Here is a 13,612-nt window from a genome sequence, read left to right on the forward strand (position 1 = left end):
CCCCCCCCCATTCCACCAGCGTTTGACCCGACAAACCCAGCGGTCCTGTGGTCGTTCGCACAGCCATCCGCCAAAGGGGCTTGGGGGTCATAAAAAAATCCAGTTGTTGTTCACGCAAACCAATCCACCACCCCTTCCCCTCCAGAACTTCCTTTCCTCCCAAATGGACTGCGCTGGACTCCAGTGCCTTGCGTGGACCTTCCAGACGCACGCGCAAACGTCCTTGATAATAACTGGATGCCGTAATCGGCCAAGGCTGTCCCGCCCATTCATTGATCCGTTGGAGGGCTTGGGCCTCCGAAAGACTCCACTCCAGGGTCAGTTGGGCATGGGTACGGGGAATGACCTTCAAAGTAACCTCGGTCAATACCCCCAAGGATCCCCAGGCCCCCACCATCAGTCGAGAAACATCAAAACCTGCCACATTCTTGATGACGCGCCCCCCAAAGGATAAATCTCGCCCCTGACCATCGATCATACGAACGCCCAGCACAAAATCTCTGACAGCTCCCTGGGCCATGCGGCGCGGCCCCGACAATCCTGCAGCCACCATCCCGCCCACCGTGGCCTGCAGCCCGAGATGAGGCGGCTCGAAGGCCAGCATTTGGCCATTTTCCTCGAGCAGACGTTCCAGCGTAATTAGAGGAGTTCCGGCCCGTGCCGTAACCACCAGTTCACTCGGTTCATAGTCCACGATCCCGGTATACAGACGCAGATCTAAAACCTCATGAGCTGCGGAGCATACCAGAAAGGATTTGCTGCTACCCCCACGGATGCGCAGGGAGCGTTTGGCTTCATAGGCCTGCCGAACCTGTGCGCAAAGGGGTTCCAACTCGCCCTGCATGATCAAAACCGGGAGAGTTCGGGATGAGGCAACTGGTTATGGTGGACATGCATTCGGCCCCCTTCAGCACACCGCTGCAAGGTTGGAATCGCTTTGCCGGGATTCAGCAATCCCTCCGGATCGAAAGCCGCTTTGATCCCATGAAACACCGTTATTTCATTCAGTCCAAACTGAACACACATCTGATTGATTTTTTCCACGCCCACGCCATGCTCTCCCGTGATGGTTCCTCCGACTTCCACGCAGAGTTCCAGAATTCGTCCCGCCAACTCTTCCGTTTTATGAAATTCACCGGGAACCCCTGCATCATACAGGATGAGAGGGTGCAGATTACCGTCCCCTGCATGAAACACATTAGCTACTTCAAGTCCGTATTCCAGGGACCAATCGGCGATCTGCCGCAGTACCTCGCCCAGACGACGACGCGGAATGGTTCCATCGATACAGTAGTAATCTGGGGCCAATCGTCCCACTGCCGGAAAAGCGGCCTTGCGCCCGGCCCAGAAGCGTAATCGTTCCGCTTCATCCCGCGCAACCCTGATTTCCGTGGCTCCGTTTTCCTCGAGTATGGTTTTCATGCGCGCCAGTTCATCCTCCACCACTTCCGGCATCCCATCGGATTCACAAAGCAGCACGGCTGCGGCTTCCACCGGATAGCCCGCATGGACAAAATCCTCTGCCGCACGAGTAGCCAAGGAATCCATCATTTCCAGTCCAGCCGGGATGATCCCCGCCGCAATCATGCATGCCACCGCATCACCGGCCTTTTCCACCATCTCAAAAGACGCCATTATGACCTTTGAAACCATTGGCTTAGGAATAACTTTTACAGTCACTTCTGTAACAATCGCCAGCAATCCCTCGCTTCCCGTCAGCAAGGCCATAAAATCGAACCCCGCACTATCAGGGGCTTCCGAACCGATTTCCACCACTTCCCCCGTTATGGTCAGAATCCGGAGACGCAGAATATTATGTAGTGTCAAACCATATTTCAGGCAATGCACCCCCCCCGAGTTTTCGGCCACATTACCTCCGATACTACAAGCAATCTGGGAGGAAGGATCCGGCGCATAAAACAGCCCATGGGCGTCTACTGCCTGGGTGATGGCCAGATTCCGTACACCGGGCTGAACCCGCACTGTGCGTGCCAAAGGGTCGACTTGCAGGATATTCTTGAGCCGTGCCAACGAAAGTAATACCCCGCTTTCGTGGGGCAAGGCCCCCCCAGAAAGCCCTGTCCCTGCCCCGCGTGCAACCACCGGAATACGCAGGGCATGGCAATAGCGCAGAACAGCCTGTACTTCCTTTTCCGTGGCAGGCAGCACAACCACATAAGGCATCTGACGATAGGCCGATAACCCATCGGTTTCATAGGGGCGTTTGGATTCGGGCGTCGTCAGGATGGCCGATTCAGGCAACCATTGACGCAGAGCCTGACCGATCTCCAACGCACTGGGGATTTCTGACTTGTCCATGGAATGAATCAGTTCTCTAAGGAATTTGATGGGTTCGAACAAAAAACATGAAACTCATAACGCAATACTATGAATTAAATAACAATATTTTCATTGGATCAACCATTCCCAAGCCATATAAGGCCACCCGTTTGTGCCTTCCAGTCAAACCGCTGCGCAATTCCACGGCATCCAGAGAGAGTTGAAACTGCTCTGCCAGAAAACGAAGAAGGACCTGATTGGCCCGTCCGTCCACCGGCGGGGCGGCCAAACGGATTTTGAGGGCATCTCCATGCTTTCCAACAACTTCGGTTCGACTGGCACCCGGTTGGATGTGCAAGGTCAATACCCATGCCCCGGTTTTTGATTCGTGTCGACAGAATTCCATACTCACGGCGTCTTCTTCAGCAAACCTCCCAACAACGCAGGGATTTCACGATGTTTCTTGATGCCGGACGAACCCAGAGGAGGACGACTGAAGTGATGATGGGAATATACCGACCTCGGCACTTCCGGGACAGGACGGGGCACCTTGGGCTCTCGAACGACTTGCTCCACTGCCTCTACCTCCGACTGACGCGCAACAGGACGACGATCAGTTCGTGAACGACCCTCGGCTTCCCGGGGAGGACGCCGTCCCTCAGGGCGCTGCACAGGTTCGACAACCTCAAAATTCACGGAAACTTCTTCGCGAATGGTCTGCTTGATCAAGGATTCGATGGCCTGCCGCTCACGACTTTCCTCCGGACTGACCAGAGAAATGGCACAACCTTCACTACCGGCCCGTCCGGTCCGGCCAATGCGGTGCACATAATCCTCTGGCACATGGGGAAGTTCAAAGTTGATCACAAAGGGCAATTGGTCGATATCCAACCCCCGTGCCGCAATGTCCGTGGCCACCAGAATAGAGACTTCACCAGCCTTGAACTGTTCCAGACTGCGCATACGATGGGACTGGGTTTTGTCGCTATGAATGGCTGCCGCAGGAATCTGTTCTTTTTCCAGTTGAGCACATAAACGATTGGCCCCATGTTTGGTACGCGTGAACACGATGGCCTGAGGAATGGGCAGCGTACGAATCAAATGAGTCAACAACGCCCGTTTACGCTCCGCTTCCACGGGATAGATGAGTTGGGTAATACCCTCTGCCGTGGTATTGGACCGCGCCACTTCCACGGTTGCCGGGTTATTCAGGATCCCCTGGGACAATTTCTTGATATCTTCAGAAAACGTCGCAGAAAACAGCAAGTTTTGTCGACGCTCCGGCAATAAGGCGATGATCTTTCGAATATCCGGAATGAAGCCCATATCCAGCATTCGATCCGCTTCATCCAGTACCAGAATTTCTACTTGAGACAAATTGATGGTTTTTTGCTGGACATGATCAAGCAAGCGTCCCGGAGTCGCCACCACGATCTCCACGCCAGCCTGCAATGCCTTGACCTGAGGAGGCATGGCCACCCCGCCATAGATCACCGTACTGCGCAATGCCAAGTGGCGTCCATAGGTCTTGACGCTTTCCTGCACCTGAGCCGCCAACTCACGAGTTGGCGTCAGTACCAAACAACGAATGGGATGACGCGCCGGTGAAGGGCTGGAACTGGCCATGGGTTGGAGACGATGCAAAATGGGCAAAGTGAACCCCGCCGTCTTTCCTGTTCCGGTTTGAGCAGCTGCCTGCACATCCTGCCCCGCCAACACCAAAGGGATGGCCTGAACTTGGACCGGAGTTGGGGTGGTGTACCCTTCGTCTGTAATCGCTCGCAGTATTTCAGGAGAAAGTCCCAAGGATTCAAATGTCATTAATTTCATCACTCCAACAACACATTTCAAGAATACAGCAGATGTGGCATAATACCACGTTCGAGACTGGGGGCGACCTGGCTTCGACGGCGGTTGCAAAGCAATGCAGTGCATACCGAGGACCAGTGACCTCGTAAATCCATCTGGAAACCATATAGTTGCCAACGACGACAACTACGCCCTAGCCGCTTGACGGCTAGGCCCTGCACCCACTGGTCTCTGGGTGGGAGTTCGGGAAACCGAATGGCAGGGTCATTTACAGAGGCTCGTGACCTGATGGGGCTCCTTCATCGGTTCCTAAACTCAAGGGAGATCGTCCAAGCGAAGTTCGTCGGTTGACGTCGTACGGATTAAAACCAAAGAGCCAGACTAAGTATGTAGATCTGCTTGTAGAGGACTGACGGACGCGGGTTCGATTCCCGCCGCCTCCACCATCACCTTAATAGAATCAGGGAGTTACAACAGTGATTTTCATCCACCCAACATAACACCCCACTTAAACCAAAGTGCTTGGGTGATACGGGATGATACGGTTTTCAGGTTCGGACTTGGTTTATGCTGAGATTCGTAACAGTGACGATAATGGCTTCCACCTTGCGAACTGTGTCTCTTGATACCCCGGCTCTGGATGCTATGGATTCATCAGTGCGGGTTGCTTCGTCAGAATTCTGACTAAGCAAAACTCCGCCCTGCCCGTTCGTCAGAATTCTGACTAACGGTTTGAGCATCAGCACAGAGTGGCCAGTCCGGTGGTTATGATGGTTACGTAACAGTGACATAACCCCGGTATGGTGCTGGTGGGCAGTCAGTCCGGTGGAACCTGTGGGGAATCCCGACAGGTTGCCGGGCGTGGGATCGTAGCAAAAGTAGCAGGAATAGCAGTAGCAACACCAGGCAGTCAGGTGGTTCAGCGCATCCGCTTCAAGGCGGCCATGAAGTCGCTCTTGGGCTTTTGTCCCAGTCGTTCAAGATTCCTCTCTGCCTGAGCCAAGGCTTTTCGTGCGCTCTCGATTTCCTGCCGTGCAGCGTCCAGAGCCTTTTGGCGGTTCTTTGAAGATTCGGCTTTACCTTTCTCTGTCACTGGCCCGGTGGATCGTTCCCAGGGCCTCCAGGCACGAATCATGGCGGCTTGCCGGGCTTTCTGTTCGTCGGTCCATACTCTCGCCATAATGATTCCTTTTAAAGTTCGTTTGTTCTGAAACTGTGCACCAATCCACGGTAATTGCGTTCACCATGCGATGCTGGCCACCGCCCGTGCTGAAAATCAGTGCCCACAATGCGCTCACGATGGGCAAAAGTTCGTTGTCTCAGGTTTGGTGTGGCTTTTCGCGGTAATCCCGCTTCCAGCCCCGCCAATGCTAGGAAGTGCTGTTGACTAATCATGGGGCGAAAGGGTCTGTTTGAGCGATGTCCTCAAGTTCCAGGTCGAATTCAGGAAGTTCCAGGTCGAATTCAGGAAGTTCCAGGTCGAATTCAGGAAGTTCCAGGTCGAATGGGCATGCCCCTCCCGCACGGGTCAGGATCGCTACCAGTTCAGGCCGTGCAATCTGCAATAACGCCAGGTGGGTGACTTGCTTGGTCAACGGTAACAGAGGATCAAACGCTGCCCATGTGGATATGCTGGTATCCATCCATGATCTGACTGTACTGTGATCCGCTGGTGTGCCATCCGTCCCAAGCGAAGCCGCTAGCAACCCGGATAGAGTTTTATCCATGCTAACTGTGGTTCTGGTGCTGATGCCGTGCCGGGTGATCTTCAAGTGGTAGCGCATGGGTGATCCTCTGTGTGATGTGGATACTATTTTATCCAATACCGTTCGTTCATGTCCACATCGTAATCATCAGCGTTTTCCCAATGGTGTGCCCTCTCCCAGTCCAGAACGTGCGCCAGCGCCAGGCGTGTGGCCTGTGCTGCAAGGTTTTTGTGGGGGTGGTACTCGGGCCAGACGGCTAGAGCGTTCCCAAGCCAGACCGATACACTCGCCAGATTTGCCGGGCGGTCATCATCCTGAAGCGAAACGGCCAGGCGTCTGTATAAGCGGTTCTCCAGAGCAACACAACATCGCCTATCTCCCACGAGCCCCGCGAATCGTGCGCCCTTCTTGACGTTAATTTCCAGCATCATGTTAAATCTCCTTGAGGTAATCAGTTCGGTGAGTGGATACATAGTTATCCATCAGCAGGGCACAGGTAGGCCGTTCGCCTCGGTTTGCCGTATCTGGAGCGTGGCGATTTTTCCTTGTAAAGTGGTGGTGCTGGTTTTCGTAACAGTTACGATATTAAATAACCGACCGGTGGGGGCTTCCTCTCGAAGATTCCGCACGCCTCACCAGGTGCTTGGACTATCTCAAACCGAACGGTTAACCCGCTCTCCTGAGGCATCCGACAGTTCCCAAATCTACTGAAATGGCGACACTGATCACAACGGGCCAAAAATTCCGCCTGTGGCCGTGACATTCCCCCCTCATATTCCATGATCCCAGCGCGTTCTTGAAAGTCCTCAAGATCAAGTGCCGGTGATGTTTTCACAGTCTGGGGGTCAATGAACTTCGTTTCCGGGGTATGGACTATTCTCTCCAGAGGGTAATGCCCGGAATCAATGTTCACCAAGTTCACAAGTTCACGCTTTCCGAGTTCGGCCAGTACATCGGCCTTGTGTTTGCGCAGTAAATCGCGGTCCGCATCGGTGAGCGGTGCTTGGGAAGTGATGCTGATCGTGCCCTGAGCCGTAGGGGCCAGGTGCACCCTCTTGGCCGTGAAGTCTCTAATAAGGGTGTCTACGTTCATTCAAATTTCCTCATGTGTGAACTTGTGAACTTGGTGAACTTCGTTTCCGGGCGTTAGGGTGTCTGGAGAATAGTGCGCAGTCTGTTTTTCAAGTTCACAGTGAATTCCATCCCGGCGCCGGGCGTTGTCCACGCGCGCGGTGATACCCATCTGACGAAGAGCGGGGGCGTAGCGCCGCATCGCATCCGCAAGACCTTTCGGGCTTCTTGGCCAATATTCGTCCCTCTCGGTGTCTGGTTTGTTGGCCGTCAGCACGTCAAGTAATCCTTTAACTGGGCCGCGGTACCTGTTCCCGCGTTCGGCATATTCTGCCATCGCTGCCGCCACGGGTGACGCGTCAACTGTTCGGCCAATCGCCGTCCGCCGGTGCTCTGTATATATAGCCAGAAAGTGCCCATCGGGGTACCCCAGGACGCGGGCAATCGCTTCCCCCAGGATCGCAAAATCTGCCATCCGGGGCAGTTGGTCATGTGGAATTACGACCGTCGGAATTACAGCCAACGCATTCGCGAACAGATCCAGCAAGGCCCCCATGATTCCAGGGGCCGCCCGGTCTAGGGCTTCTTTGATCTCCGCATCGGTTCGCCGGTTATCGATTTTCGGAAGCGTTATGGAGATGGTTCGGTCAAGCAAATCTGGCCTTAGAACCACTGGCGAAATGCCGTTAAGCACGACAGGACAATGAGCGGTCAGCGTGGATTCTTCGCCGTTGGTGTACAGTTGCCGCGCTGCGTAGCCGCCCCCAGTGGCGCAGGTGCACAGGGCGTCACTCTGATCATTGGACAGCCCACTTAAATTCTCGTAACTAACAAGGTGCGAGTTCGCAGCCGCTACAAAGATATCCTCGACGGTTTTTGGTTTTCCACGCAACGCCACTTGGTTGGGATCGATAAAAAGTCTTAACACGTTTTGGGAGGACGATTTCGCGCTCCCCTGTTCCCCGGTGAGTTCCAGAACAGCATAAGGAGTGTCGGACCGATAGCATTCAGCGATCCAAGCCAGGACAAAAAGTCTGTCCTTTTCTGGGACGTTTACCAAATCCCAAAGCGCGTCAAGCCCCCCCCCGGATACTGGGGCAGGAAGTAGCCTCGTGGCTTTATTTCTTAACATCCTGACTGGTGGCTTGTGCACGCGCTTCCAGCCGGCAGCGGTGACCAAGATTGCGCCCCAAGTTTCGTCCCCTGTGTCTAACCAGTAACCGGAGTCATCTTTGGCAACTCGTCGGCAAGGTTCATGCTCTGGCCCGTCAAATTTCGCGGTTCCGCTCAGGGCATTACATGCGGATTTCAAAGTCTCCATGGATGGGGCCGTGGCCATTTCGGTATGCGCCAGCCATGCTAACCAGTCCCGGAAACCAGTGCTATCGATGCGCCAATGTTCGTTGTGAGTATCGGCTGTAATGCTGGCGAAAGCGTTTCCGTCCGCATCGTGCCAAAGCTCGCATTTTCCAGCCGCCAAATCTGCCAGTTCGGTTGCCTGACTGCCTGACGCATCCCCTTCGCCTGACGGGTTTATAAACGCATCCATGCTGGTCACGTTGATTTTGCTACATGCGGCCTTGATCTCTGCGCGCCAGGCCTGATACTCGCCCGGATCGTCATCCTTCAGCGTTTTGATCAACAACGCATGCGGTTTGAGTGCTCGCCAAAAAGCCGGGGCATCCCCCGCCTGAGCGATTGTCTGGAGTTCCGCTTTCGCTGTGACTGTGGGATCCTCGGGTAATACATCTTCTGCGGTGAGTTCGGTGTCGTCATTGAGAAGGATGTCGATTTCCATTACGCACCCCTCCTGATCGCTTGGCACGCCGCGCTTGCGTTCCCGTCATGCCAGAGCAACGCATAAACCCCAAATGAATCATGAGCATGACCATCATTTAGGGCATCGTTGCTGTGGTGGCTGTAAACCCTGCCATCCTCGAAAATTACCAGGCCAGGTATCCCGCTCCCCGAGTTGGGGGCAAGCCATTTTTTGCCTTTTCGGACGTAACCCGCCTCCAGTAAAATTTCTTCAACGCGGTGAGTTTCGTTAAACTTTTGAATGAGCGATGTGCCGCCGCCCAGGGGCTTGCGCAGCATTTTCAACTGGCGCTTTTCTGCCGCTTCGGCCAGTGCTTTTGCCTCCAGGATTTTCACGGCTTCTGTAAGTCGTTGGGCCTTCAAACGCTTTCCCGCGGCGTTAGCAAACCACTGATAATGCGCCGCGCGTTCGGGGTGCACAGATGGCAAAAAAAACAACCGGGCTGCGTGCCAGCAGGACGGATCTGTAACGCTTGCGAATGGGGGCACGGATTCCGCCACGAGCCTATACGCCGTTTTTACATACTCGGGAGCCAGCAACCCATCCAGAGGGAATAAAATCCGGTAGCGTGGCGCTTCGGGGATGTGGCCGTGGGTTGTCCAACAGCAGAAAGTTAACCCAGTTCCGAGCAGACACCCCGCCGCGTCTTGTGGTGGCGGGGGTGGTGGCCCATCTTTCTGGGCTTCAATGTCCAGCGCCAGGCCAGTCAATCCCAACACGTTTTTGTTGGCAGCGTAGGGCACAGAAAACACGGCAGGGACGATGGCCTTTCCCTGTTTTTTATCCGTCAATGAGACGGGATGCGCCAGCCCTGCCACGAATTCCGAAAAATCCCCCGTCACAGTGTGGACGCTGTGATTCAGTGCGTGGGGGCAAACGCCGTAACTAAAGTCTTGCGAAAAATCTTCGTTAAGGTTAGGATTGCGCTGTGTGTTTTTGTAATCCCCCCGACAGCCACCCTCCCCGGTGGCGTTGGCTTTTACGGGGTTCATCTTTCCTCCCCTGCCAGAATCTGCCGAACCGTCCCAGCAGACAATCCCCGATGGCCCAAAACCCGAACAGGCTCAGGGAGCGTACCGTTTTTGAATTTACGATGAATGGTGCACGTTGAGCATCCCAGCAGTTGGGCTAGATCCCGGATCTGAATGTGGGCGTTATCGGGCAGGTTGCTAAATTTTTGAACAGATTGTTTGACAGGTTGTGCCATGATTGCCTCCAATATGCCGCGAAATGCAGCGAGTGGAGACAGCCTAGCAACCGCATCTCACGGGCTCGCTAACCCGTGAAATTCTTATTTTTTTGTGGCCCTTCTTTCCTCTGCGCAGACGTTACAGAACCGTTCAAAGTTCATGTTGTGGAACTTGGCAGGGCCTTCAATATACTTCCCGGCGCGGTTATCGCATACGGTAAACCCAGTAGGGGGGTTTCCCTTGATAGCGTCCCACAAGGATTCGTTCGTCATGCTCGGGGTTTTTTTCAGGTGCTTGGCGATGCACTTTCGGATAGGGCCCCCGGTACCCGGTTTGCGCCCGGATAGGAATTTTTCCCCAGTCTGCGCCGGTACAAGGTATTTTTGGTGCTGCCTCAGAATGTTCCCCCTGATTGTCCTAGCGACTTCCGCAGTTAGCGCTGGCTCGTAGGTAGCCGCTTCTTCGCAGTCGCGCTCAAAGGCGCTTGCATCGCCTATGCTCCCAGCCCATGCGCCGGGCTTGAAAGTGCCGCCTCGGTAGTTTTGAAACAACGCCAGTTCGACTTCTGAGAAGTGCCAAAGTGATTCCACCCATCCGCCATCCGCGTACCATTGTTCTAACCATGATGCTGTCATTAGTGGGAATACCGGATCGAATGTCCCGTCAGGCTTCGGACGATTAGGCATTAAAGTTGATCTAAGTTCTCCGTTTTTCGGCCCCCATCCCTCGAGGCATCCCGTTATAACCTGCACGATGATCAAATCCCCCCAGCGTTTCAGTGGTTTTTTGATGGCTTCCAGTGCTTGCTTTAGTGTCAGTCTGGCAGGTTTGCTCATGCTGACTTCCCCCTAATCGACAAAACTTTTCCCGCTTCTGGTTCTGGTGACTGGCAAAACTTCGCCCAATCTGCCATCAGTCTGCGCCGTTTCTCGAACAAATCCCCGCGCCGGTAACTAGCCTCAACTGCGTTGCCGATACTGTGGGCCAGCGCCATTTCCGCAACTTCTTTCGGGTAGTTCGTCTGTTCTGCGCACCAATCCCTGAAACTCGAACGGAAGCCGTGGGGCACGATCCATACGCCGCTTTTCTCATCAGTCCAAGGTGCCAGCCCATCCGCTGTCCTGCGTTCGTTTAAGCGCCTGCAAACTGCGCTTATGGTCATGTCCGAAAGCGTCCCCCCACGCATGGCAGGAAACACCAGAGCATTATCTTGTGGGAGTTTTTCCAAGATGGCCAGAGCCGCATCACTCAAAGGAACACGATGTTCTTTTGCCATTTTCATGCGTTCGCCGGGTATCGTCCAGACTGCGCCGGGTATGTCGAATTCAGTCCACTTGGCACCCCTCACTTCACCACTTCGGGATGCGCATAAAATAGCGAATTCCAGCGCCAGCGCACCCATACCTTCCACCTTGCGAAGATCCTCCAGGAAGTCGAAAATCTGCCGAAACGGTAAGGCCGGTTGTTTCGTCTTTACCGACACCTTGCCAGGCTGTGGCAGTATCTGATCCAAGTTACCCTTCCACTGTGCCGGGTTCGGGCCGGTACGGAAGCCCCTGACAGTCGCCATGCTCAAAACTGCCTCGATGCGCCCCCGCAGTTTGGTGGCCGTGTCTGAAATGGTGATCCATATCGGTTCGAGTGCCTTGACGATGTGGGGTAAGGAAATATCTTGAACCAACATATCCCCGAGGGTTGGGAAAACGTACATTTCAAAACTGGAACGCCATGCTTGGGTCATCCTGTCCGATTTCTCACCAGCCTTTGAATCAAGATACTGCTCGGCTACCTGACGGAATGTGACCTGCTTGGCTTGCTTGGCTTTCAATGCGCTTTGCTTGGCTTTTCGCTCTGCCACTGGATCAATGCCTGCCTGTACCTTCTCGCGCAACTCCTGCGCCTTCCTCCGGGCATCGGCAAGCCCTGTTTCTGGAAATGGTCCTAACCCAAGGTCGCGCCGCTTGTCACCTATCGTGATCCGCAGTATCCATGCTCGGGAGCCGCCAATGATCCGAAGGTGTAGACCGCGACATCCTCCCACTGAATGAAATCCTTCCTCGCTCAACCTCCCCACTTCCAAAGGTGTAAGCATCTTTGCAAGTTTCGGCATAATCTCCCCTCCTGTTTTTGGCTGTAAGTTCGATTCCCGCTTTTCAGAAGTGGGAATCCATACTTTCAATAGGGTTGTGGCTTTGCGAGGTGCAGGTGGAAAAAATGCTTGATAAACCCCACATCGTTTTCCGCCCCACCTCTAACCCAACATAAATTATGCGCTTAGTTGATACGGTGTGCAACTGTATAAAACAGAGATTTCAGAATAACCTTATGTTAGAAAAGGTTATAAGTGAATCATAGCGTGTCAATGAAAAGCACGAAAAGGCTAAAATGGTGGACGCCGCCTCCACCATTACCTTAAATCCCAACCCGTATCGGTTGGGGTTTTTTCTTGTCCGATCACGCCAGTTCCCGCGTGTTCGCGGGGGTTCGTGCGGAAGCCTGCGGACTTCACCGATCAGCCCGAGTACCCGCCCTAGGCCTCTTTCCACTCTCTCCCGGCCATTATTCTCTCCGGCTTCGCCCTCCGAATCCGGCCCGAAGTCCGCAAAGGACGCAAGCCAGCCCCATACAGATCAACAAGTTACGCGCGGACGAATCAAGCGGGTTTTATTGCGGCATCGGCTACCCGAGGGAATAAGGTACCGCTATCACAGCCGCTGAAATCTTTTTCATGGATCAATTGGGCACTCCGACAGGTCACGCGCGAGGAAATACCGCTGACTTCCAGCGACAGCGAGTCGATTTAGTTGCGCTAAATTTTCGGCGAGGATCATCCCGTCCGGCGCATTACCGACTAGCGCCAGTTTGGGCGTGAGCGGGATGATCATATACAACGGCGTGTCCGTGATAATGAACTCGCCAGATTTAGGCTGAATGACTCCCCACCGTTCCACACTCGACAAGTCCCTAGTGTAGCCATCGATTTGGCTTTGCAACCAGAGACCGTTCAGTTGTCGGGCCGGAACGATGCCTCCTGTCCTAGCAAATAGGTACCCATTCGCCTCAAGGTTCTCTTCCTGCTCCTTGGTAAGGTTTTCGCCACTGACCCCATTGAGCTTGATCTCTTGATCTTCCAATTCACCGTATCGAGACCGCATGTACCAAAGTGCAAAAAAGCGCTCAACGGCCTGCTTGTCTTCAACCGAGGAGATCGTGCTCTGTCCACTGATAAGAGGTTCAGCGAGAGTTTGAAACCGATTTTCAATATCCTTCATGTAGCCGGCTTCCGCTCGCTGATCCCAAGCGCGGCGAGCACAGAAAATGGAGTCGCTGGGTTTGGCTCGCCGAACCTGACACCTGGCTACGTCATGCACGGCAACTCGTTCGTCGTCCCCCGCAAACCGCGCGATGCTTCGCTGGGGATAGAGGTGCTGATAGACAGTTAACCGGTTGGGATTTTTCTTCCGCGTTTTCTCGGGTTTGGACTGCGACTGCCTGGGCAAAGGTTCCGGTCGCCCGGCGGCCATCGCGCCCATCAGGGCTGCGGCTAACTGGCTTCCGTCCGGGCTGAATACTTTGATTACACCCATTGAGTTCACCTATCCCTAGAAAATAAAGGCTCTATGTGATTTGTAGTGGGTGGTGCGATAATTCCGTCATGAATAGTACAACTTTATTTAGCATGGCGCTTGGCCTGCAATCGCCTTGGCAAGTGGACGATATTTCGTTTTCTGCCGATG

The 13,612-nt window shown here is 54.2% G+C and carries 14 protein-coding genes and 1 other RNA gene; 1 reads left to right on the plus strand and 14 read right to left on the minus strand.

The features are described 5' to 3' along the window. The 4 genes from glcE to IV91_RS0111160 all read right to left on the minus strand — a co-directional run. Nucleotides 1–844: glycolate oxidase subunit GlcE (gene glcE / locus IV91_RS0111145; protein ID WP_031598393.1), on the minus strand; the 844-nt coding region annotated here is incomplete at its 3' end. Nucleotides 845–846: 2 nt separating this feature from the next. After that, nucleotides 847–2,319, minus strand: a complete 1,473-nt coding sequence (locus IV91_RS0111150; RefSeq protein WP_031598395.1) for an FAD-linked oxidase C-terminal domain-containing protein — start codon at nt 2,317–2,319, stop codon at nt 847–849. A gap of 67 nt (nt 2,320–2,386) precedes the next feature. After that, nucleotides 2,387–2,686: a DUF167 domain-containing protein gene (locus tag IV91_RS0111155; RefSeq protein ID WP_051862603.1), complete on the minus strand. Its 300-nt coding sequence runs from the start codon at nt 2,684–2,686 to the stop codon at nt 2,387–2,389. A gap of 2 nt (nt 2,687–2,688) precedes the next feature. Continuing rightward, the gene (locus tag IV91_RS0111160) at nt 2,689–4,101 is read right to left on the minus strand and encodes a DEAD/DEAH box helicase (RefSeq protein WP_031598397.1); all 1,413 of its coding nucleotides are present in this window, start codon (nt 4,099–4,101) and stop codon (nt 2,689–2,691) included. 68 nt (nt 4,102–4,169) lie between these two features. Here IV91_RS0111160 and ssrA point away from each other — a divergent pair. Next, nucleotides 4,170–4,535: a transfer-messenger RNA gene (ssrA, locus tag IV91_RS17340) on the plus strand. Nucleotides 4,536–5,008: 473 nt separating this feature from the next. Here ssrA and IV91_RS15935 read toward each other — a convergent pair. The 10 genes from IV91_RS15935 to IV91_RS0111210 form a co-directional block, all read right to left on the minus strand. Continuing rightward, complete coding sequence (locus IV91_RS15935; protein ID WP_035417896.1) at nt 5,009–5,269, minus strand: hypothetical protein; 261 nt, start codon at nt 5,267–5,269, stop codon at nt 5,009–5,011. A gap of 211 nt (nt 5,270–5,480) precedes the next feature. Then, the gene (locus IV91_RS17980) at nt 5,481–5,873 is read right to left on the minus strand and encodes a hypothetical protein (RefSeq protein WP_150112466.1); all 393 of its coding nucleotides are present in this window, start codon (nt 5,871–5,873) and stop codon (nt 5,481–5,483) included. Nucleotides 5,874–5,899: 26 nt separating this feature from the next. Beyond that, entirely contained in the window at nt 5,900–6,226 is a 327-nt protein-coding gene (locus IV91_RS0111175; protein ID WP_031598399.1) for a hypothetical protein, read from the minus strand. Nucleotides 6,227–6,372: 146 nt separating this feature from the next. Continuing rightward, entirely contained in the window at nt 6,373–6,888 is a 516-nt protein-coding gene (locus IV91_RS0111180) for a hypothetical protein (protein ID WP_031598401.1), read from the minus strand. Next, nucleotides 6,889–8,664: a hypothetical protein gene (locus IV91_RS0111185; RefSeq protein WP_051862605.1), complete on the minus strand. Its 1,776-nt coding sequence runs from the start codon at nt 8,662–8,664 to the stop codon at nt 6,889–6,891. It abuts the gene before it with no gap. Next, complete coding sequence (locus tag IV91_RS0111190; RefSeq protein ID WP_031598404.1) at nt 8,664–9,677, minus strand: hypothetical protein; 1,014 nt, start codon at nt 9,675–9,677, stop codon at nt 8,664–8,666. Before IV91_RS0111190 ends, IV91_RS0111185 begins: the two co-directional genes overlap by 1 nt. After that, nucleotides 9,674–9,892, minus strand: coding sequence for a helix-turn-helix transcriptional regulator (locus IV91_RS0111195; protein ID WP_031598406.1), 219 nt, complete (start codon nt 9,890–9,892; stop codon nt 9,674–9,676). Before IV91_RS0111195 ends, IV91_RS0111190 begins: the two co-directional genes overlap by 4 nt. An 84-nt stretch (nt 9,893–9,976) precedes the next feature. Beyond that, the gene (locus tag IV91_RS0111200) at nt 9,977–10,711 is read right to left on the minus strand and encodes a hypothetical protein (RefSeq protein WP_031598407.1); all 735 of its coding nucleotides are present in this window, start codon (nt 10,709–10,711) and stop codon (nt 9,977–9,979) included. After that, the gene (locus IV91_RS0111205; protein ID WP_031598410.1) at nt 10,708–11,985 is read right to left on the minus strand and encodes a tyrosine-type recombinase/integrase; all 1,278 of its coding nucleotides are present in this window, start codon (nt 11,983–11,985) and stop codon (nt 10,708–10,710) included. Before IV91_RS0111205 ends, IV91_RS0111200 begins: the two co-directional genes overlap by 4 nt. Nucleotides 11,986–12,601: 616 nt before the next feature. Beyond that, nucleotides 12,602–13,462 carry a DUF4238 domain-containing protein gene (locus tag IV91_RS0111210; protein WP_031598412.1) on the minus strand — a complete coding sequence of 287 codons (861 nt, stop codon included), beginning with the start codon at nt 13,460–13,462 and terminating at the stop codon, nt 12,602–12,604. Nucleotides 13,463–13,612 lie beyond the last annotated feature (150 nt).

Origin of the sequence: Ferrovum myxofaciens (genome assembly GCF_000735045.1) — a bacterium.
In the GTDB taxonomy this organism is placed as follows: Bacteria; Pseudomonadota; Gammaproteobacteria; order Burkholderiales; family Ferrovaceae; genus Ferrovum; species Ferrovum myxofaciens.

Bases quoted from the DNA above. Each gene is read 5' to 3' on its own strand.
- IV91_RS0111150 (WP_031598395.1), bottom strand. From the start codon at position 2,319: ATGGACAAGTCAGAAATCCCCAGTGCGTTGGAGATCGGTCAGGCTCTG.
- IV91_RS0111155 (WP_051862603.1), bottom strand. From the start codon at position 2,686: ATGGAATTCTGTCGACACGAATCAAAAACCGGGGCATGGGTATTGACC.
- IV91_RS0111160 (WP_031598397.1), bottom strand. From the start codon at position 4,101: ATGACATTTGAATCCTTGGGACTTTCTCCTGAAATACTGCGAGCGATT.
- IV91_RS15935 (WP_035417896.1), bottom strand. From the start codon at position 5,269: ATGGCGAGAGTATGGACCGACGAACAGAAAGCCCGGCAAGCCGCCATG.
- IV91_RS17980 (WP_150112466.1), bottom strand. From the start codon at position 5,873: ATGCGCTACCACTTGAAGATCACCCGGCACGGCATCAGCACCAGAACC.
- IV91_RS0111175 (WP_031598399.1), bottom strand. From the start codon at position 6,226: ATGATGCTGGAAATTAACGTCAAGAAGGGCGCACGATTCGCGGGGCTC.
- IV91_RS0111180 (WP_031598401.1), bottom strand. From the start codon at position 6,888: ATGAACGTAGACACCCTTATTAGAGACTTCACGGCCAAGAGGGTGCAC.
- IV91_RS0111185 (WP_051862605.1), bottom strand. From the start codon at position 8,664: ATGGAAATCGACATCCTTCTCAATGACGACACCGAACTCACCGCAGAA.
- IV91_RS0111190 (WP_031598404.1), bottom strand. From the start codon at position 9,677: ATGAACCCCGTAAAAGCCAACGCCACCGGGGAGGGTGGCTGTCGGGGG.
- IV91_RS0111195 (WP_031598406.1), bottom strand. From the start codon at position 9,892: ATGGCACAACCTGTCAAACAATCTGTTCAAAAATTTAGCAACCTGCCC.
- IV91_RS0111200 (WP_031598407.1), bottom strand. From the start codon at position 10,711: ATGAGCAAACCTGCCAGACTGACACTAAAGCAAGCACTGGAAGCCATC.
- IV91_RS0111205 (WP_031598410.1), bottom strand. From the start codon at position 11,985: ATGCCGAAACTTGCAAAGATGCTTACACCTTTGGAAGTGGGGAGGTTG.
- IV91_RS0111210 (WP_031598412.1), bottom strand. From the start codon at position 13,462: ATGGGTGTAATCAAAGTATTCAGCCCGGACGGAAGCCAGTTAGCCGCA.